The sequence below is a fragment of the Reichenbachiella agarivorans genome (assembly GCF_025502585.1).
GTDB classification, from domain to species: domain Bacteria; phylum Bacteroidota; class Bacteroidia; order Cytophagales; family Cyclobacteriaceae; genus Reichenbachiella; species Reichenbachiella agarivorans.
Genome location: NZ_CP106679.1, coordinates 3,433,886 through 3,455,004 on the forward strand (window position 1 = coordinate 3,433,886; position 21,119 = coordinate 3,455,004).

Genomic DNA, 21,119 nt, shown 5'->3' on the forward strand with positions numbered 1-21,119 from the left:
AGAAACAAAATAGGGCTCACCACAAAAGACATCGGATAGCAAAGAATAGAAATACGGTACAGTTAATAATTAGATAGTAGATGTTTTCACAATAATTATCATTTGTTGAGGGTAATTTTATTGAACAAAGTATCAATAGACCAAATAATGAGGTTTGAAACATATTTTCCGACGGATCGATTGAAACCCTACATCAAATATTTTGTAGTGTCAGAGAATGAATTGGAAAGAGAGTATAAAGTATTCCCTACATCGGGACTTGTCATGGGGTTTCAATACAAAGGGCAACTTCTATCTATAATGAATCACAGCGAATGCAAACTGTCAACGGCAGGAATAACAGGTATTACGGATAGTTATAAAATCTTTAAAAACTCAGCAGACATCGGTACAATACTAGTCTTCTTTACTGAAATTGGTTTTGCTCATTTTACTTCACATCCTACCAACGAATTCTTCAATTTAAGCCTTTCACTTGACGATATTTTTGACAAGTACAGTATAGTGGAGGTGGAAGAAAGGTTGGCAATAGCCAGTACAGACCAACATCGGATAAAAATTATTGAACAGTTTTTAGTAACTCAGCTCAAAGACATTCAGACAGATAAATTGATTATTGAAGCGATTAAACTCATTCATCAAAGCAAGGGAACTATTCGCATAAAAGAGTTAAGTGAAAGGCTATTCGTTAGCCAAAGTCTATTTGAAAAAAGGTTCAGAAAGGTGGCTGGGACAACAGCCAAAAAATTTGCTTCTATTGTTCGCTTCAACGCAGTTCTTGAAAACCTGAACGAGACTAAAACGCTGACCGAAATCTGCTACGAGAGTAAATTTTTCGATCAAGCTCATTTTATCAAAGTATTCAAACAGTACACAGGCCACACGCCTGAAAATTTCAAACACATAATTTAGGAAAACGATTTTTTACAATCACGAGATTTTTAACCGTAGAATCTTTGCGCTGTAATTCAACATATCGTTTAGCAATTAAAAGTCAAGTAGAATGTTTACTATAGAACAAATCAAAGAAGCGCACAGCAAAGTGAAATCGGGTGCCGATTTCCCGTCTTACATCGCAGAAATTAAGGCATTAGGCATCACACACTATGAAGCCTATGTAAGCGATGGACAAATTCACTATCATGGAGCAAATGATTACACAGCAAAAGTACCTGCAAAATATGAGTCACTAGTAATAGCGGACAGTTCAAAAATGGAAGAATTTAAAGTCGAGTTAATTGCTCATCAACAAGGCAAAACAGACTTCCTTACTTTCATTAAGATGTGTGCGAAATTTGGTATTGAGAAATGGACAATATGTATGAATGATATGACTTGTACCTATTTCGACAAAAGAGGTAACAAGGTATTGATTGAAGAAATACCCGTTGTATGAACTGCTATCTTTTCCTTTAAAATTGGCGTCTTCAGCAGTGTATCACACTCGATTGGTCTGGCAAAACTGTAGACCTACTACATTTGAAGAGACAGTCTTTACGCTCATGTAAAAACAAAGAACGTAGTGACGCATGTTTCTACATATTCGCAATCACGCCAACCATTTGGAAAAACATATGAATATTCGGATTTCAGAGGAATACATTAAGAACATATGAAATGCATATAGCAATAGATATGACTACAGGGATTCGACTATATTCGTAAGAGAGCAAATAGCTACCGAGCAACCTGCAGCATATTGAGTCGTTGCACACGATAAAAATAGACTACCAGAGTACTATGAGTTTTGAAAAACAGATAGCACAAGTATTCAACCTAAAAGGTGATAGTTGGTTGAAACATGCAAATCCATGGTCTGTATGGACAAGGTTTGTCACTTTGCCGTTTTTGGTTTTGGCGATTTGGTCAAGGGTTTGGATAGGTTGGTATTCTCTAATTCCGATATCGCTTCTTGTTATTTGGCTAATTATTAATCCTACATTGTTTAAAAAGCCCAAAAGCTTTGACAATTGGGGATCAAAGTCGGTATTGGGTGAAAAATATTGGTCTGAACGCAAGCGGAATCCCGTTCCAAAACACCACAACACAGTAGTTCGTATTTTAACCATTCTACAAACCATCGGCGGAATCATACTAATAGTAGGCTTATGGAAGCTTGAAATTAATTGGACCATTATCGGAGCAATAACTGTTTACTTGGCTAAAATGTGGTTTTTGGACAGAATGGTTTGGATATTTGAAGAAATGAATAACACCGCCCGCTAGGTAGTAACTGTATTGCGTTCCCATTTTATGTGCTATTAACGAGTTTACTCGAAGCAAACTCGTTACTCTTCTCAGATAATATTTCATCAATCGCTTTCATTTACGGAATTGGTCAACCAATTTAGAGCGGTATTTGAAAGAACTATGAAAACACTCAATCGCACACTGGCCATCATGTTGGTAAGTATCCTGACGGCATGGCCCACTTTTGCACAATCCAACAAACGCTTCGTCACGTCTCAGGCGGAGTTTGATGCAGCCCTCAACGCCTCCGTAGCAGGTGATTCCATCGTTTGGAAATCTGGTATCTACAGCCACGTGTCCATGGACATAGACAAGGATGGGGTCATCGTGACGGCAGAGGTCAGTGGTGAGGTGAGCATGACGGGTGCTTCGAGAGTGGAGATTCCAGCAGATGGAGTGACGCTGAGTGGTATTCAGTTCTTGTCCGGAGACATCAAGACAGCACATGTGATCGTCATCGATGGCAGTGATGTACTGGTCACAGAGATCAATATCAAAGACTACACGAGTTATAAATACCTGATCATAGATGAGTTGTCCCAACGTGTCACGGTGAGTCATTGCAACTTTGAAAATCGACTCAATCTGGATGATCAAAATATCCTGTCCATCCTCGTAGATGCTACACAACCAGGCTACCACACCATACAATTTTGTTCCTTTAAGAATTTTGCTGGTTCGGGTGGTGACATGGGGATCGAACCGATCCGAATTGGTGTAAGTACCCAAAGCAAGTTCATCAGCAGATCGGTTGTTGAGTACTGTTATTTCACCGCCTGTGATGGGGATGGTGAGATTATCTCCAATAAAGCAGCACAGAATGTGTTTCGTTACAACACCTTCGAGAACAATACAAAAGCTGAACTGGTATTGAGGCATGGCAACCAAGGGATGGTGTATGGCAATTTTTTTCTCCACAACATGGGAGGTATTCGGGTGCGCGAAGGGCAAAATCATTTCATCTACAACAACTACTTTGAAGGCAACACACGCAGATCTATTCTGCTGCAAAATGAGTCTTCTGATCCACTGGATTATATCCATATATACTTCAACACCTTCGTCAACAGCGCCCAAGTAGAATTGGGCAATACTGGAGGAAGCAATGCTCCCAAAAACGTGGTCTTGGCCAACAACCTCTTTGCGCAACCCACTGATAAGTTGTTTGCAGTGGCTACAGGGAATGAAACCTGGATCGGAAATATTTCGGATGGTACATTGGGGATCGATCCTGTCACGGGTCTCTCAGCTATGAATCCATTGTTGGAAGAAAACGAATTTGACTTTCTTCAATTAGGCACTATCAGTCCAGCAATAGACGCTGGTCAAGCAGGTTTTCCTACTATTCCTACTTTTGAGGGTTTGGATATAGACAGTGAACTCTTGCTGGATATGATGAAGCAACCACGACCATCGGCCATCACTCAAAAAGATGTGGGAGCCAGTGAGTATAGCCAAGATGGAGTGCTACGACCCCATGCCACAGCGGGCAATACAGGTCCCTCCTACCTGTCTGATCAGAGGTTTTATGCCTTGTCTATAGAAGTCATCGGTAGCGGAACTATCCAACTAGATCCTCCATCAGGATTGTACACAGAAGGTACTACGGTCACAGTAAAGGCGATCCCAAGTGAAGGTGCGACATTTACCAACTGGACTGGAGGGATTTCCGGATCGGACAACCCACAGTCCTTGGTGATCGATCAAGACACCAAAATCACCGCTAACTTCACTGAGGTACCAGAGGTATTGGATACCCAAATGAGAATGGGTAACCATACGATCAGTCTGTATCCAAATCCTACTCACGACAAACTGAAACTGGAAATCAATGCATCTAGTAGGACAAGGATACAGATAGAAGTGTTGGGTTTTACAGGTCAGAAATCAGGACTCCAATGGGACAAATACCTGGAACCAGGTCAACACATATGGGAACTAGATATATCCAACCTAGCAACTGGGATGTACTTTGTCAATCTAAAACAGTATGATCTGCACAACCATGTAATGGATAGCAGTCGGGTGAAAATCATCAAGAAGTAATGCAAGTTTGAGGTGAGTTTTCACTTCGGTACAGGGTTCGTAAAAAAAACAAAGCCTGATGTGAATGCATCAGGCTTTGTTGTATGAGCTTATCAATCAGTTGATAAAGCTTAATTCTTATTGATCTTTAATAGTTTGAAGCCATTTTGAGTATAGACATGCACCAAGTACATGTTTGCTGTATAGCCAGTGATGTCTATGCTATCTGTAGACGAACCGTTGAGATTTTTGGTCAGTACCAATTGTCCACCTAGGTCATAGATCTTGGCATAGGTGAGCTGCTCGCCTTCTGCATGGATGTTGAGTAGACCCGTCGTAGGGTTAGGATACATGACTAGCTCTACGTCAGGTGAATCAAGACTGCTCAAGGCAATCGGATCGATTGGCTCAACGATAGGTTCTTCCTCTGTGGTCTCCTCGACTGTCACACCAAATGTAGTAGTAGCAGACAATAACCCCTTATCTGTAGCCGTTAATGTGATTGTCACTGCTCCCTCACTATGTCCAGATATGGTCAAGATAGACCCCTCCAAAGACACGGTTACCACAGATTCGTCACTGCTCGTAGCTACTAGAGTCAATACATCTCCATCTGCATCAGCAAATACACCCGTTAGGTCTACATCTACTGAGACAACGCCCTCACCTAGATTCGTATCCAAAACTGTATTGACTAGGTAAGGAGTAAAGTTGATGTTGCCCGGTGATGCGGTATTTGGGATGCCAAAATCTGCATTGGTTGCTATGGTTTGACCCGCACCACTGGCATTGCCTACCGCACTGAATGCGTCCAATACCACATCGTAGGATTGACCATCATTCAACTCGGTAGTAGGGTATGTCGCTACATCGGTGGACTTGTACTGGTATGGGTCGCCTACCCAGAGGGTGACAGCATCTCCACCTGCACCTAGACCAGCGCCATCTGTCCATCCGATCGCAAATTGAGAAACATCCAAAATGGGACTCCACACTGTTTCAAAATCAGCGATGGCTGATTGTTGCTCAATCATCACGATTACACTCTTACCCACAGGGATGGATTCAATACCACGAATCAAAGTAGCCTTGTCTTTATCTTCAGAGTCATCATCATAGTACAACGCTGGATCAATTGTACTGTTCCAATCCACAGATCCCGTATTGGTGATTTCAAACCAATCGGCTGTCAAATCATCTCCCTCTTGTCCTGAGAAAATCTCGGTAATCTTCAACTCCACAAAGAGCGCATCTTGTAGTACAACTGCTCCGTTTCCTGGTGAGCCAATATTAGGTACATCAAGATCATTTATAGCCATCGTCCTTACCACGCCTTTGCTATAATCCACTTCACTGAATGCATTCTTTTCGACATCAAAAGTCTTACCATCAAACAACTCAGTGTCTGGATAGGCTGCTAGGTCTACTGGAGTAGTGCTAGATGGATCTCCTGCCCACAATGTGACAACATCCCCCCCTGCTCCTAATCCTGCTCCGTCGGTCCATCCTACTTGTACAGTAGTCAAGTCAATCACTGGACTCCACACTGATTTGAAAACCATAGCTGCAGCTTCCTCATCAATGATCACGATGGCACGCTGTCCTGCTGCAATGCTTGTCAAACCTTCGATCAACGAAGCGTCATCTGCGTCCACAGACTCATCATCATAGTATAGATTTGGATCTACACCACTGATCCAATCTGTAGTTCCCACGTTGGTGATTTCAAACCAATCTGCAGTTAATTTCTCTCCTTCTTGACCTGAGAATATTTCCGTGATCTGCAAATCAAAACCTGTCACATTGACTACACCCTTGTTGCCAGGTGATCCTACAGCAGCTTCAGCAGCATTGTTTGTCGCAGTAGCTACAGCGATGGAGGTTCCTAATTGCCCCATTCCTTGACCTGCGACACTAAATGCTTCCAAAATCAGGTCATAAGATGCGCCATCTGTTGCTGCAGGATATGTTTTGGCATCAATAATACTTCCTACACTAGGTGTTCCGATAAACAAAGTAACGGCATCACCACCAGCACCTAAACCAGCACCATCTGTCCATCCAATTTCAACACCTTCCAAATCATAGACACTGCTCCAAACTGCCCGAAATTCGTTGGCATCAGCTATTGAGCTGCCATTGACTGCTATGACACTTTTACCTGCTGGTATGCTTGCTATACCCTCTATCAAATCAGCTTCACTAGGATCTGCAGATTCATCATCGTAGTACAATTCAGGATCTACTCCTTGTACCCAGTCACTGTCTCCAAAGTTGGTGATTTCAAACCAATCACCTGTCAGATCATCACCGTTGACATTGCCAGACCATATTTCTGTGATTCGTAGATCAAAAGTAGCTGGCACTGGACAGTCGTTGGTAGCACCTGGCGTACCAAAATCTCCACTGCCGTAAACAGTAGAAGCCTGACACCAATTGACAGGGTCGCTGTTGTCGAGGTCTGCATTTTGCAAAGCAAGAGAGGCTCCTGCTACCATAGACCAATTGGATTCGTCATAGGCCACAGTATTGATCAACGCTAGATCTGAAGCTTTGATGATGATCTCATCCGCAGTGTTGTCCAACGTGAAATTAGCTACATAATCTACTGCTACCCCCCCGTTGACAGTGACGTCACTATTCACACCAATCACCAAGTAGCCATTGGCAGCAATCATCAAAGATCCACCATTGTTGATTTGGTGATTGTCCGTGCCATTGTCAGAGATATACCATCCTGCTAGATCAATAGGTTCTGAAGTAGTATTATACAATTCAATCCATTCGCCATTGTTGTCATCCACCTGAGATGGATTGACCATGATCTCTGTCACTACAATATCTCTTGGACGAGCAACAGGTGCCGAGGCTACAGCTCCTAGGTTGATAAATTCAGATCTGAATTTTTTCCACTCTACGTGTTCCAAGTCCTTTGCTTCTTCCCCACTGGAGTAGTAATCTACAGTACCCGTATCAACTATGAGTTGTACTTCTACGTCATTTCCTGCTGCGCCGATGAAAGGAACGCTAGGTACACCGACAAGGCCTTCTACAGCTCCGACTGTCACTACTGACATGATATCTGCAGCTCTCATTTCGGCAGGATCAGACGAAGATCCCGTCCAGGTAAACAGTCGGTAATCGGATACTTTTCCATCAGGACTTGGTCCTGCAACGATCAAACAGCCATTGGCAGCACACTCGATACTTCTAAATTCTCTACCGTATAGATCCAAAGTGTAGGTTGAACCGAATACCGCACTACCTTGGGGCATTTCGGTAGCAGCAGTCGCGAGAGCTTTAAAATTAGAAATAGGGATGATCAATGCCTCTTCGTTTAAAAAGGGCGACCTCAAGGCTAGAATAGCACCGTCTGCATTGTTTGGATCTGCTGTCATGGCTTCCAATTCGAGTGTAGCAGCCATATTATAATAGTTGGCACCTAATCCATGTTCATTACTAGCATCCCAATCGATCAAATCTTGTCTTAGACCTGTGTATTTTCCTACATAAGTCAAATCAGAATTGACATCTGATCCTGATGGCGAGACACTGAAAATGGAAGATCTCTCTGGTTCGATATGAGAGCCCATCCAGTAGATATACATATCATCTTGAAAGGATCCTTCAATGTCAATTTCGGCACTTCCTACATTCGCATCGAAATTTATTTCCTTCAATGGAAAACCAGAGTTATTTCTATCATAAAGACGGATGGTTTGATTTTCATCATCCCCAACCCACATGTAATCTGTTCCTACAGGGATTGCTGTAGACCCATCAGATACACCCGTATGAAATCTGCTTGTAGAAGGACTCGCTGCTGCAAATGATGCTGCATAGCTGATGGTGTATGAACTTGTCAATGGGTCACTTTCTGTATCTGTGACAGTCACCGTGATAGTTGAGAACCCCACTCCACTTGGTACAATCTGCAAGGTACGGTTAGCTCCCGTACCTGAAATGACCAAGCCTTCGGCGCTAACTACCGAAAGATCACTACTCACAGCTGATAAGGTTAGATCTTCGACAGCTGTAGACAAATCACTCAAAGTAAAGACTATGCCACTCGTAGCAGCTGGGTCAGTAGGGTCATTGATTACCCCTGATACAAATGAGTTTAGGTTCTCTTGAATGTTTAATCTCCGGGTAGTACTAGCCACATCAGCTACAATACTTGGTGCATTGGCATTGGCAGATTTGTTGCCACTGATCCCTGGAGATCCGACATTGGGTACACCAGAGGTGTCAGCATTGACTGCTGTAGTCTGTACTGCACCATTTCCATTCCCAACTGTGCTGAATAGAGACAATTCTACGTCGTATGACTGACCATCTGCAGCAGACGCATCTGGATAAGAGGCTGATACAGGTGTCGTACTATGGACATCACCAGACCATAAGGTCACGACATCACCCCCCCCACCTAGGCCAGCACCCTCTGTCCAACCTATGGATACCTCAGACAAGTCAATATCAGGACTCCATACATTAGTGAATTGAGTCACGTCAACTTCCTCACCTATCACGACTATGGCAGTCATGCCTGCTGGGATAGTAGTCAGGCCTTCTATCAAGGTAGCATCCTCTGGATCAGCAGAATCATCATCATAGTATAGATCAAAATCTACTCCTGATACCCAATTTTTGTCAGAACCATTGGTTATTTCAAACCAATCAGCCGTTAATTTATCTCCAGACTGTCCAGAAAATATCTCAGTGATTTTTAGTTTGCTGAAATAGGTTGGAGCAGAACTGCGCCCAGGAGAGCCAACTCCTGGTACATTCAATTCACTATCTACGGCGGTAGTTTGAACAGCGCCACTTGGGTTGCCCACACTGCTATATTCTTCCAGCCTTACGTCGTAGGATTGGCCGTCATTTTCTTCTATTACAGGAGCAGGATACCCTTTGTAATCAATTGGGTCTGCCATGGTTACATTTGGGTCGCCTAACCACAAGGTAACATAGTCGCCATTTTTACCTAGGCCTGCGCCATCTACATAACCAATCTCGACAGTCGTCAAATCTATATCTGGAGACCAAACTGATTCGAATGCATCAGCGTCGGCAGCATTTCCGATCATGACCACCACACTTTCTCCTGCGATGATATCTACGAGACCTTCAATCAGGTCTGCCGTAGCAGCGTCTTGTGAATCATCATCATAGTATAAGGCTGCATCCACACCACTCACCCATGCTACATCTCCTGTATTGGTGATTTCAAACCAATCTTCGGTAAAATCTCCCCCTTCATGTCCAAAGTAAATCTCAGTGATTTCTAGTTTGGCTTGGGAATAGCCAGATATGCTGATCATCAGCATACATAAAAGGAAAATCGATTGACTCAATCGCTTGTATCGGGCGCGAACTCCAAGCCAAACTCGTAAAGTTTTTTTCATAATTTATGTCCAGTTAAACAAGCCACAATATTATCATCGTAATTAGTCGAGGAGGTTATAATAGTATTACCTATTAGTTAATGTTAATAGGTAATTTTCCTAAGAACATAACCTAAACTTCATAAACACTGAATAGCAAGTTCATGTGTGGGTAGAAAACAAAGAATTGAATGCGTAGTGTACTGGCAGGTGTAGACAATGGTGATTTGGAGATTAGATTGAATAGATCAATATTGCAATCCACCGTATATTTGATCAAACTAACTCAACGATCTACTATATATCCAAAAGAGAACCATGAGCATCTTCAATAGCATTACCATTTTGATTATCCTTTCAGCAGCCTTTGCATTCATCAATACCAAATTCCTCAAACTTCCCTTCACCATCGGTTTGATGATCATAGCCATAGTCTTCACAGTGGGGATCACTATTTTGGGTAGCATCAATCATTATGTCTTGGATGAGGCCAAATTGTTGATTCAATCGATAGATTTCGAAACGGCACTGTTAGACGTGATGCTGAGTTTCCTGCTGTTTGCTGGGGCACTTCATACCAACCTCGATGGTCTCAAAAAACACAAAGCACCCATCGCCTTGTTTGCTACCATAGGCGTGTTGCTATCTACCTTTTTGATTGGTACGATGATGTATTGTGTATTTTTGGCATTTAGCTATCCGATCAGTTACATCTATTGTTTGCTTTTTGGTGCATTGATCTCTCCTACTGACCCCATTGCAGTATTGGGGATTTTGAAAGATGCCCATGCTCCTAAAAAACTGGAGACCAAAATCGTGGGTGAGTCGCTGTTCAATGATGGTGTAGGGGTTGTGGTATTCATCGTGCTATTCAAAATTGCTCAGCAAGGGTTAGACTCTATGAGTGTCACTGATGTTGGCTTGCTGTTTTTGGAAGAAGTGGCAGGCGGAATAATCCTAGGTTTGGTTGCTGGTTGGGGTGCATTTCGATTGATGAAAGTCATTGATAATTATGAAACAGAAGTCATTATTACCTTGGCTCTGGTGATGGGGATTTCTGCTCTGGCACATTATCTACACGTATCAGGCCCTCTGGCGGTAGTGGTGGCAGGGATTTTCTTAGGCAACAAAGCTCCAACGATCGCTTGGTCGAAAAACACGCACACTTATGTGGACAAATTTTGGGAGTTGATTGATGTCATTCTCAACGCTGTCCTGTTTGTCTTGATCGGTCTGGAGCTGCTAGTAGTCTCTATGAATGGAAAATACATCTTGTTTGGGTTGATTGCAATCCCTCTGGCATTGTTGGCTAGGTATATTGCTCTGTCTGGGCCTGTGGCATTCTTCAAAGGCAAATTGGACTTCATTCCCAATACCAATCTAATTATGACTTGGGGAGGCATCAGAGGGGGAATTTCTATTGCTTTGGCCTTGTCCTTGTCACCACACATGGAGCGTGAACTCTTCCTGACCATCACCTACGTAATTGTGGTATTCTCCATCATCTTTCAAGGCCTGACTATCGGGCCATTGGTCAAAAAAGTATTGAAGGATTCAAAAGTGGGCTAGTTGTACCACGCTTTCAGCTTGAGTTTGAGGAGTGTTTTAGATCGTATAGTACGACACCCTGTTCTTTGTGCCGATCATCCCTTTTGAGATTTGAGCAAGTTTATTTACTTATCTAAATTGAGAAATCTCATTTTTACACAACCCCATTTCTACAATTAGTGATTAATTTAGTCGCCATGAATAATAGTCGAGTTCTAATAGTCCTTATTTCTTTTGTGTTGGTCACTGCCTGTAATGATTCTGATATGGATAGAGATATCCTTTCTCCAAGCATTTCAGAAGCTTTTCCTGCGGACCAAAGTACAGGTATAGCACTCGATGCAACTATATCTGTAGTTTTTGATGAGGAATTAGATCCATCAAGCTTAAAAAATGTAATTACGTTGGCCAGTTCGAATGGTGTGGTGATTGGAAAAACAGAGTACGACAGTGAAACTTTCACCATTAGGTTCATCCCATTTGAGAATTTGGAATATTACACCGTGTACAGGGTAAATATCTCTAACACCATAAGAGATGTTTATCAAAACAAAATTGGAGGGGAAAGTTTGTTGTTTATGACTTTGCCTGAAACTGAACCTGCTAGATATGAAGTTACATTTTCAAACACATGGAGTCAAAAGACTCACCCCAAGGATTTTCCTGCCAATGCTCACTTTTCTGGTTTGATTGGAATGACACATACGATAGATACAGTTCTATTTAGGGAAGGTAGGTTGGCATCAATAGGTATCAAAGAAATGGCAGAAACTGGTTCTAAAACAACTTTAATATCTGAAATTGAACAAATGATAACTGCTGATAGTGCTCAATATATTTTGAGTAGTGACAGTACCAGTATGTATCCAGTAGATGTGGTTCTTGAGTTTGATATTGAATTGTCTCATCCAAAAGTTAGCATAGTATCCATGATCGCACCGAGTCCTGATTGGTTCATTGCAGTCGAGGGTGTAGAGTTGTATGAAGATGGAAAATGGCTATCCAACAAAACTGTAACTGTCAAAAGCTATGATTCAGGTACAGACAGTGGATTAACCTTCACGTCAGTCAATGAAGCAACAAACCCTTTTGTTCCAATAGCTAAGATCAATGAGGCTCCCCTTGCTACTGGCGGTATTGTGCCACCATTGGGGACTATGAAATTCAAAAGAATAGAGAAACTAGAATTGGAAAACGAAATTGATTGAAGCACTCGCCAAAATGGTATCTATGCTAAAGAAAATGAACTTCAAATCTTTAGAATCATACAAGAGGCTTTGACCAACATGCTCAAACGGCTTCTGCCTTGATCAAAATAAGGTGACCATTCAGATCAAAGATTATGGGGTAGGTTTTGACCTGACGACCCAATCCGAATCCTCAAAAAGTCTAGGGATGAAAACACTCAAAGAAAGAACCCAGATATTGGATGGAAAAATGATAATTGACTCTGTCAAGAACCAAGTAACCTCCATATTTTTGGAAATTCCAAAAGCAGCCAAATGAATGAATTAAAAGATGTAAGTATTGTAATCGCAGACGATCACCCCATGATGCTCCAAGGTTTGGAATCGACCTTGAATCAGCATGGATTAGAAGTACTGGCAGCTGCAAAGGATGGCACTTCAGCCCTACAAACCATGATTGATCATCGACCAGACTTGGGAATCATTGATATTGACATGCCGTATCTCACGGGTTTTGCCATTGCAGAAGAATGTCAGCGATCTGGACTAAACACCAAATTCATCATTCTTTCCTATCACAAAGAACCTGAGTTTATTGTACGTGCCAAGAATCTGAATATCTCAGGATACCTATTGAAAGAAGACACCAGTACGGAAATCATCAAATGTATCGAACATGTACTCCGGGGTGAATTCTACTATAGTAGGTCTATCATCCATACCAACCTGGAAAACGCCAATACCAACGTCTCAAAATTGAATTCACTCTCCCCGTCTGAAAAGAAAATACTCAAGCTAATTGCTAGCGCAAAGAGCTCTCAGCAAATCGCTGATCTGCTACACGTATCAGAACGCACCATCGAAAAGCACAGAAGCAACATCATTTCGAAAATTGGACTTTCAGGTCAAGCTCATGCGTTATCACTTTGGGCCTGCGAACAGAAATCCGTTATTATGAACTTGTGATTGTCCTTGAACAGATGTTAATTGCTACATCGAACTAAGGTTGGGTAAAAACATAATTGTCAAATCTGGACTCCAATTATTTTTAAAATGTCTTTGTATTAGCTCCATGATTAAGCAAATAAACATGTAGTAATTTATAGAGTCATCACAGCTATGTCATTCAAATCACTCTTTTTGATCTTGTTTTTTATCCCTTTGGGAATGAATGCGGCTGTGGCTCAGACGATACAGTACCTTCATATAGACACCACGCTCCATGAAGTCAAACAGCTGGAAGATAAACAATGGATTAACTATACAGAACCGATCTACGAAGGTACCAACAACGGCATTTACTGGTTTAAAATAGAGATACCAGCATCATCCGACACCTATGTGATTACCATCCCCGAATCCCATATCACCCGAGCGTCACTCTATCAAGGGGAAAATGAGATCGCACCTGTAGCAAATACACGCTATTTGAGTTTTTTGGTGAGGGCCTCCCCTAGCACTACCTCTTACTATCTCAGGGTCAATTGTCGCCTAGAGGCGCGTGTCCCTTTGAGTGTCGAGAAATCAGCAGCGTATTACAGTGCCGAACAATATGAATTCCTAAGCATGGGCATCTATTACGGAGTGGTTATTAGTGTAATATTTATCAATCTATTCTCCTTTTTCAGTTTCGGCAACAAGGGCTTCATACAATACCTATTCATGCCTATTGGTATGTCCATCAACTCGGTGTACAAGGATGGAATCTTTGCATTGCTATTGGGACCAGTAGGCATCAACGAATACCTAGAACCCACCCTCAACAGTGTGTTGGTGATCACCTGCATCTTTTGTATCGACAGTTACCTTCGGATCAATCGACACTATCCACGATTGTATCGCTTTGGGATAGGTCTAGTCATCCTCTCCCAGTTGCTCAATGTCGGAGTACTCCTCACAAAAGGGAGTTTTTGGTTCTATGTGTCTACAGAGTTAGTCATACTCATGGCTTTAGACATATTCTGGTTATCCGGATTTTTACTATGGAGGAAAACCAAATCCTTGGAGTCTGGCTGGTTTTCCTTGGCCTATGGTCTACCGCTATTTGTCGCTCATGGTTACTATTTGAGTCCCTACTTCGGTCTGCACTTTATGAATGTATCCTTTGTATGGTACAAAGTTGGTTCTGTCTTTGAGATGGCCATATTCACTTACGCCATCATGCATCAGTCCAAAAAAATATCCTTGAAAAACCAAGAAATGAGACAAAAAATCGTGGATTACACTACCCAACTGACTAAGCTCCACGAAAGACCTAATGAAAAGGAAGCGCAAACTTTGGAACTAATCAAGCGCTACCGATTTACGCTCAAGGAAATAGAAATCCTCCAAGACATTGCAGATGGGAGCACCAATAAAGAAATCGCAGAGAAACACTTCATCAGTCAGAATACAGTGAAGTACCATATCCGAAACATCTTTGAAAAATTGGATGTAAATAATCGAAAGGAAGCAGGAGACAAACTCATGCATCCCACTGACACGCCTACAGCAATGACTGAAATTTAAGTCACTCATAATAAATCGCTTACCCTGTTGGGTGGGAAAAACCACCCGCTCCTTTTTTGACGTTGACCTAGCCATTGCGGTAGCTTGCTTTATAATTAAACAAACAGCAAATTTCAATGGTCACAATGTACAAACACTCCACCCTGTGTAAAATTAAGTTCTTTGATAACCTACGTCGTTTTCTCTTGATGCTCGCCATCCTGTCGATGGTCTCAGTATCCTATGCCCAGACTACAGCCAACAGGTATGTAGATGTCAATGCAAGCAGCGGAGGTGATGGCAGCTCTTGGGCCAGCGCTCACAATGACTTACAAACGGCGATCAACAGTAGTACAAACGGGCACGTCATCTTTGTGAAAAAAGGCGAATACTTGCTTACTGCCGCTATTAGCCCCAAAGAAGGAATGGAAATATATGGCAGCTTCACCGGTACCGAAACTACATTGGCAGAACGTGACCTAAGCAACTTCTCCAATGATGCTAGTAATGCTACTATTCTAAAAAGCAACGGGAACCAGAGGGTAATCACCATTAATTATCCACCAGTAGATCCTTCACCAAACATTTTGGATGGTCTGGTGATTACCGGAGGAGGAAATGTTGAACAAGGAGGAGGAATCTATGTTCTGAATGCCTCACCCACACTCCGCAATCTAATCATCACGGATAATACTGCCAGCGGTAGCAACGGTAGCGGTTATCAAAATGGTAGCAATGGTCATGGAGGGGGTATATATATTGTTGGTGATTGTGCCCCGACTCTAACCAATGTTGTCTTCAGTAAAAATACTGCCAAAGGTGGAAATGGAGGTAATTGGGATGGAGAACCTTATACTGGAGGAAATGGTGGTAATGGATATGGTGGAGGCATGTACAGCGGTAATACATCAGCCCCAAGTTTGATCAATGTAATATTCATGGATAACAGTAGCAACGGTGGACTCGCAGGAATTGGAGCATTATGGAATGGAGATATTGGTAATGCCCACGGTGGAGGCATGTACAATGCCAATTCATCAGCACCAAGCTTGACCAACGTGACCCTTAGCGGAAACAAGGCTGATGGTGCTACAAGCTATGGCGGTGGTATATACAATGAAGCTGCTCCTCAACCTAAGCTTTATAACACCATTCTTTTGGGGAATACTGCGACTACTAATCCCGGTATCCATAATGAAAGTGCCTTGCCGGATATCCAATATAGTTTAATCCAAGGTGAAACTGGTGGTAGCAATGGCAATCTTGACGGCACAGCCTATGTTAATACCGACATCTTTATCGATCCTGCTAACGGAGTTTATGCTTTGAAAAGTAACAGCCCCGCAATCAACGCAGGTAGCAATGACTTGTATACCAATGCCGTTGGTGATTTGAACAACGATTTCGATTTAGCGGGCAATCAGCGTCTTTATGACGGCACGTCAAGCACTGACGTGATTGATATGGGAGCCTATGAGCTTCAGAGAGAACCTAAAGAATCCATCTCACCAGATGCGAATAACATACTCTACGTCAACAAAAATGTAAGCGGTGGTGATGAAAGTGGAAATTCTTGGGAGAATGCCATTCCAGAATTGGCAGATGCCATGCTCAGAGCAAAGGAAAACTATGACGATACTTGGGCAACTACCCCCTTAAAAATATATGTGGCCAAAGGTACTTATAAGCCCCTGTACAGTCCTGAGGATGGTGCTAACTTTGGGACTGACCAAGGCCGTGACAATAGTTTCTCGATGGTCAAAAACGTCATGTTGTACGGCGGATTTGATCCCGCAAATGACATCATCGATTTGACAGACACACGCATTCTGCCCTTCTCTGACGAAACAGCAGGGACGATATTGAGTGGTGATATTGGGACTGCAGATGATGCTACTGACAACATCTACAACGTACTCGTGAGCGCTGGTGACTTAGGATCGGCTAGCATAGATGGTTTTAGCATTACTGCAGGTTATGCCAACGCCTACTCTGATCTATATGTCAATGGTAAGCAGATATTCAAATGCTCTGGTGCAGGAGTCTACAATTCTGTCTCTTCGCCCAATTATAAGCATATAACACTACACAACAACAGCTGTACAGAGTCTGGTGGAGGGATGTTTAGTTACATGTCTTCACCAGCTCTTCAATTGGTCATTCTAAAAAACAACCAAGCCAAAGATGGCGGGGGAATAACAAACCAAGAGAGTTCTTCTCCTACACTTTTGAATGTCTCCATTCAAAGCAACAATGCGAGTGAAAATGGTAGCGGAATGTACAATGTTGATGAATCAGCACCTACGCTTACCAATGTTTCTATTGTAGGTAATGAGGCTTCTGTTAGCAGTGAGGAAGTGCCCAGTTGTGTATCTCAAAACTCCTCTCTAACACTAAACAACTGCATCATATGGGATGTGGTAACTGGAGATTACACAGCTCAGAACAGCCTAATCAAAGGAACCAGCGATACCTCTAATGGTAACCTGGATGCTACTGACTTGACTGATACGGACATCTTTACTGATCCTGCCAATGAGGACTATAGTCTTAAAAGTACCAGTATAGCCGTAAACACAGGAAGCAATACCTTATACACCGACGCTGGTGGTGACCTAGACAATGATGTGGACTTGGCAGGAAACGCACGTCTTTACAATACTGAAATCATTGATTTGGGAGCCTATGAATACGGTGATTATACTGCTCCTGTATTCACTTCATCCACTGCTGTAAACTTTGCAGAAAACGAAACGGGTACTGCTTATACAGCTACCGCCACCGATACAAACCCAATCACCTACAGCTTAGGCTCAGCTACCGACGAAGCACTATTCGATATAGTAGCCAGCACGGGTGTAGTGACTTTCAAAACTACTCCTGACTTTGAGAACCCTATGGATGCGGATGCTAACAATAGCTATGTGATACTTGTGATCGCGAGTGATGGGATCAATGCAACGAATCAGGATGTGACAATTACAGTGACCGATGTAGATGATACTGAGGATGAAGACGATATAGATGAGGTAGTGACAAGTGTTGATAACCAAGTTGCCATTCCAGAGCTTGGTTTGTATCCCAATCCTACCAACCATGAACTCAACATAGATTTATCAAACTTTGCTGGGATGAATGTGTCCCTGAGCATCGTGAATTTGTCAGGAACACAATACTTCTACAAAGAGAACATTGATGTCCAGCTATTCGCCATCAATGTTGAGCAATATGTAGCTGGAGTTTATTTGCTGATGCTCAAAACTGCGGATCATGTGGTTTCTAGGCGAGTAATCATTAAACCATAAAATCATCACTAGTTTTTATCGAACAAATGTAGAAAGGAGGTTGCCATCAGCAACCTCCTTTCTTATTTTATCTATTGGCTACTTGAATGGCGCAAGGCACAAACTAAATTCTTACTCCTCATTCCTCTGATTATTTAACACATTGCTTTTATCTTACCCTCTAGAGCATCTAGTCCTCACAAACTCTAAATTGTATAGATGAAAGCAAGAGATGGCATCCTCTCCATAGACATCGGAGGTACAAAAATCAAAGCAACCGTATTGAATCAAGCTGGGGAGCAAATCTCCGTGTATCAGAAAATCAAAACGCCCAAGTTGAGTAGCCCAGAACAAGTGGTCAAAGCAATCCTGACATTGATCAAGGATTTTCCCGCCTATGACAGAGTCTCTGTAGGTTTTCCAGGTTATGTAAAAAATGGCATTGTACGCTCCGCTCCCAACCTGGCACCCAATCTATGGATTGAGGTTCCATTTGCACAGCAGTTGTCCGATCGGTTGGGCAAACCTGTCAGACTGCTCAACGATGCAGACATGCAGGCACTGGGAATCGTCCAAGGTCAGGGATTTGAAATCGTCATTACCTTAGGTACTGGTTTTGGAACTGCCTTACTCATGAATGGACACCTTCTGCCACACATGGAGCTAGCCCATCTTCCCATCAAAACAGGCAAGACCTATGATGAATACTTGGGCAAAGTGGCGTTGAAGAAGGTCGGTACCAAACACTGGAACAATAGATTGAAAAAAGTCCTGACTATTTTAGAAACAGTCTTTCAATATGACCGTCTCTACATAGGTGGTGGGAATGCCAAGAAAATCAATTTCAAGCTAGCTGACAACATAAAATCAGCTACTAATGAAGACGGAATAAAAGGCGGAGCAAAACTCTGGCAACTTGATGATCACTACGGCATCATCTCCAGTCATGATTGATAACAATGCCTAGCGCTTGACGCTAATGATATAAAAAACGCATAACAAATATCCAATGAAAATAGGCATAGCAGCAGATCACGGAGGTTTTCCTCTCAAACAAGTGATTGCTTCCCTCCTGACGGATCAGCACGAGATCATAGATTTCGGTGCATTTACTTTGGATTCAGACGATGATTATCCCGACTTTGTGATTCCTTTGGCACATGCCGTCTCTACACAAGTAGTAGACCGAGGCATTGCCATCTGTGGTAGTGGTGTAGGTGCTACCATAGCAGTCAACAAGGTAAAAGGTGTACGAGCTGCATTGATTCATGATACCTTCTCAGCCCATCAAGGTGTGGAAGACGACAACATGAACTTGCTGTGCCTAGGTGGGAGAATCGTAGGCGAAGAACTCGCCAAAGAAATTATTACCCGCTTCTTGGGTGCAAGCTTCTCGGGAGCAGAAAGACACAAAAGAAGATTGGAAAAGGTAAATAAATTAGAAAAAGAATAATACCCTCTTAACTTTACCCTTGAGATCACAGAAGAGAGCGATTTAATACACACAAAATATAGAATATATGTCATCTGAAAAGTATGTTTTAGGAATGGTAGGTCTGGGCGTCATGGGAAGAAGCCTATTGCTCAACATGGCCGACCATGGTTTCAAAGTATCAGGACTGGACAAGGATCCTAACAAGGTGGACGCCCTAGAAAAAGAAGCCAATGGAAATGCCAAGGGTTATAGTTCCGCCAAAGAATTCATTGACAACCTGCAAAAACCAAGAGCTGTGATGATGCTCGTACCTGCAGGGCCTGCCGTGGATGCTGTGATTGCTGAGATAGCTCCCCTATTGGATGAAGGAGATCTTCTCATTGATGGAGGCAATTCCTACTATACAGATACTGATCGTAGATTCTTAGAATTGAAAGCCAAAGGACTCCACTTTTTCGGAATGGGTGTCTCTGGTGGTGAAGAAGGTGCCAGAAAGGGTCCAAGTATGATGCCGGGTGGTGACCCGAAGGCTTATGAAGTAGTAAGACCGATCTTTGAGGCCATAGCTGCCAAAGTCAATGGCGATCCTTGTGTGACCTACATCGGCCCAGGATCAGCAGGCAACTTTGTCAAGATGGTTCACAATGGTATCGAGTATGGCATCATGCAGCTCATCGCGGAGACTTATGAAATCATGCAGAAAGGCCTAGGTCTATCAGGCGAACAAATGTATCAAGTATTCAAAGAATGGAACGAAGGCAGGTTGAAATCCTTCTTGATCGAAATCACCCGTGACATCTTTGCCTTCAAGGATGCCGATAGTGGCACCTTGCTTTTGGATCTGATCAAAGATGAAGCTCGGTCTAAAGGTACAGGCAAATGGACGTCCCAAATCGCCATGGATTTGCAATTGCCCATCCCTACCATAGATTCGTCTGTGGAGATGCGTGACCTCTCCAAATACAAAGACATCAGAACGCAAGCTGCTGCTATCTACCGTGCGGGAGACATGAAACTAGATACTGACCAAGCACAATTTATCAAATCACTGGAAGAAGCCTTGTTCTTCAGCATGATGGTGACCTACTCCCAAGGCATGCACATGCTAGCTCAAGCTTCCAAAGAGCACAGCTATGAGTTGCAGATGGATCAGATTGCACTGATCTGGCGAGGAGGTTGTATCATTAGATCAGAGTTTCTAGAGGATATCTATCAGGCATACAAGAAAAACAAGACCCTCCCTCACTTACTACTAGACAGTGGGATCAAACAAAAAGTAGATGGCACGATCGCAGGCATGCGCCTAGTGGTATCATCTTGTATAGCCAAAGGCATAGCAATCCCAGCTTACGCGACTACCTTGAGCTACTTTGATGTCTTGCGCAGCGAGCGCATGCCTTCCAATTTGATCCAAGCACAGCGAGATTACTTTGGAGCACATACTTACGAACGCATTGATGCAGAGGGACTATTCCACAGCCAATGGAATCCAAACGCCTAATTCATCCACATAATACAA

General features: G+C 42.7%; 14 protein-coding genes. 13 read left to right on the top strand and 1 reads right to left on the bottom strand.

Annotation, left to right across the window (positions count from 1 at the left end):
- Positions 1 to 147: 147 nt before the first annotated feature.
- The 4 genes from N6H18_RS14495 (at position 148) to N6H18_RS14510 (ending at position 4,296) form a co-directional block, all read left to right on the top strand.
- A complete protein-coding gene (locus tag N6H18_RS14495; protein ID WP_316044817.1) occupies positions 148 to 912 on the top strand; it encodes an AraC family transcriptional regulator in 765 nt (254 codons plus the stop codon).
- Positions 913 to 1,003: 91 nt separating this feature from the next.
- On the top strand, positions 1,004 to 1,396 hold the full coding sequence (locus tag N6H18_RS14500) for a DUF1398 domain-containing protein (RefSeq protein ID WP_262308998.1): 393 nt from the start codon (positions 1,004 to 1,006) through the stop codon (positions 1,394 to 1,396).
- A 344-nt stretch (positions 1,397 to 1,740) separates the two neighbouring features.
- Complete coding sequence (locus N6H18_RS14505; RefSeq protein WP_262308999.1) at positions 1,741 to 2,226, top strand: DUF6653 family protein; 486 nt, start codon at positions 1,741 to 1,743, stop codon at positions 2,224 to 2,226.
- A 144-nt stretch (positions 2,227 to 2,370) separates the two neighbouring features.
- Entirely contained in the window at positions 2,371 to 4,296 is a 1,926-nt protein-coding gene (locus N6H18_RS14510) for a chondroitinase-B domain-containing protein (RefSeq protein ID WP_262309000.1), read from the top strand.
- A gap of 110 nt (positions 4,297 to 4,406) precedes the next feature.
- On the opposite strand, the gene N6H18_RS14515 is transcribed toward N6H18_RS14510, so the two are convergent.
- On the bottom strand, positions 4,407 to 9,680 hold the full coding sequence (locus N6H18_RS14515; RefSeq protein ID WP_262309001.1) for a DUF3616 domain-containing protein: 5,274 nt from the start codon (positions 9,678 to 9,680) through the stop codon (positions 4,407 to 4,409).
- 297 nt (positions 9,681 to 9,977) lie between these two features.
- Between N6H18_RS14515 and N6H18_RS14520 the strand changes: the two genes are divergently transcribed.
- The 9 genes from N6H18_RS14520 (at position 9,978) to gndA (ending at position 21,101) form a co-directional block, all read left to right on the top strand.
- The gene (locus tag N6H18_RS14520; RefSeq protein WP_262309002.1) at positions 9,978 to 11,228 is read left to right on the top strand and encodes a cation:proton antiporter; all 1,251 of its coding nucleotides are present in this window, start codon (positions 9,978 to 9,980) and stop codon (positions 11,226 to 11,228) included.
- 176 nt (positions 11,229 to 11,404) lie between these two features.
- Entirely contained in the window at positions 11,405 to 12,415 is a 1,011-nt protein-coding gene (locus tag N6H18_RS14525; RefSeq protein WP_262309003.1) for a spondin domain-containing protein, read from the top strand.
- A gap of 112 nt (positions 12,416 to 12,527) precedes the next feature.
- On the top strand, positions 12,528 to 12,713 hold the full coding sequence (locus N6H18_RS14530; RefSeq protein ID WP_262309004.1) for a sensor histidine kinase: 186 nt from the start codon (positions 12,528 to 12,530) through the stop codon (positions 12,711 to 12,713).
- Complete coding sequence (locus tag N6H18_RS14535) at positions 12,710 to 13,360, top strand: response regulator transcription factor (protein ID WP_262309005.1); 651 nt, start codon at positions 12,710 to 12,712, stop codon at positions 13,358 to 13,360. Before N6H18_RS14530 ends, N6H18_RS14535 begins: the two co-directional genes overlap by 4 nt.
- A gap of 153 nt (positions 13,361 to 13,513) precedes the next feature.
- The gene (locus tag N6H18_RS14540) at positions 13,514 to 14,902 is read left to right on the top strand and encodes a LuxR C-terminal-related transcriptional regulator (protein WP_262309006.1); all 1,389 of its coding nucleotides are present in this window, start codon (positions 13,514 to 13,516) and stop codon (positions 14,900 to 14,902) included.
- 125 nt (positions 14,903 to 15,027) lie between these two features.
- Entirely contained in the window at positions 15,028 to 18,186 is a 3,159-nt protein-coding gene (locus tag N6H18_RS14545; RefSeq protein WP_262309007.1) for a choice-of-anchor Q domain-containing protein, read from the top strand.
- 198 nt (positions 18,187 to 18,384) lie between these two features.
- Positions 18,385 to 19,119 carry an ROK family protein gene (locus N6H18_RS14550; protein WP_262309008.1) on the top strand — a complete coding sequence of 245 codons (735 nt, stop codon included), beginning with the start codon at positions 18,385 to 18,387 and terminating at the stop codon, positions 19,117 to 19,119.
- A gap of 55 nt (positions 19,120 to 19,174) precedes the next feature.
- Entirely contained in the window at positions 19,175 to 19,618 is a 444-nt protein-coding gene (locus tag N6H18_RS14555) for an RpiB/LacA/LacB family sugar-phosphate isomerase (RefSeq protein ID WP_262309009.1), read from the top strand.
- A gap of 67 nt (positions 19,619 to 19,685) precedes the next feature.
- Complete coding sequence (gndA, locus tag N6H18_RS14560; RefSeq protein ID WP_262309010.1) at positions 19,686 to 21,101, top strand: NADP-dependent phosphogluconate dehydrogenase; 1,416 nt, start codon at positions 19,686 to 19,688, stop codon at positions 21,099 to 21,101.
- Positions 21,102 to 21,119: the final 18 nt, after the last annotated feature.

Bases quoted from the DNA above. Each gene is read 5' to 3' on its own strand.
- N6H18_RS14550 (WP_262309008.1), top strand. From the start codon at position 18,385: ATGAAAGCAAGAGATGGCATCCTCTCCATAGACATCGGAGGTACAAAA.
- N6H18_RS14525 (WP_262309003.1), top strand. From the start codon at position 11,405: ATGAATAATAGTCGAGTTCTAATAGTCCTTATTTCTTTTGTGTTGGTC.
- N6H18_RS14540 (WP_262309006.1), top strand. From the start codon at position 13,514: ATGTCATTCAAATCACTCTTTTTGATCTTGTTTTTTATCCCTTTGGGA.
- N6H18_RS14505 (WP_262308999.1), top strand. From the start codon at position 1,741: ATGAGTTTTGAAAAACAGATAGCACAAGTATTCAACCTAAAAGGTGAT.
- N6H18_RS14535 (WP_262309005.1), top strand. From the start codon at position 12,710: ATGAATGAATTAAAAGATGTAAGTATTGTAATCGCAGACGATCACCCC.
- gndA (WP_262309010.1), top strand. From the start codon at position 19,686: ATGTCATCTGAAAAGTATGTTTTAGGAATGGTAGGTCTGGGCGTCATG.
- N6H18_RS14555 (WP_262309009.1), top strand. From the start codon at position 19,175: ATGAAAATAGGCATAGCAGCAGATCACGGAGGTTTTCCTCTCAAACAA.
- N6H18_RS14500 (WP_262308998.1), top strand. From the start codon at position 1,004: ATGTTTACTATAGAACAAATCAAAGAAGCGCACAGCAAAGTGAAATCG.
- N6H18_RS14510 (WP_262309000.1), top strand. From the start codon at position 2,371: ATGAAAACACTCAATCGCACACTGGCCATCATGTTGGTAAGTATCCTG.
- N6H18_RS14545 (WP_262309007.1), top strand. From the start codon at position 15,028: ATGTACAAACACTCCACCCTGTGTAAAATTAAGTTCTTTGATAACCTA.
- N6H18_RS14520 (WP_262309002.1), top strand. From the start codon at position 9,978: ATGAGCATCTTCAATAGCATTACCATTTTGATTATCCTTTCAGCAGCC.
- N6H18_RS14495 (WP_316044817.1), top strand. From the start codon at position 148: ATGAGGTTTGAAACATATTTTCCGACGGATCGATTGAAACCCTACATC.
- N6H18_RS14515 (WP_262309001.1), bottom strand. From the start codon at position 9,680: ATGAAAAAAACTTTACGAGTTTGGCTTGGAGTTCGCGCCCGATACAAG.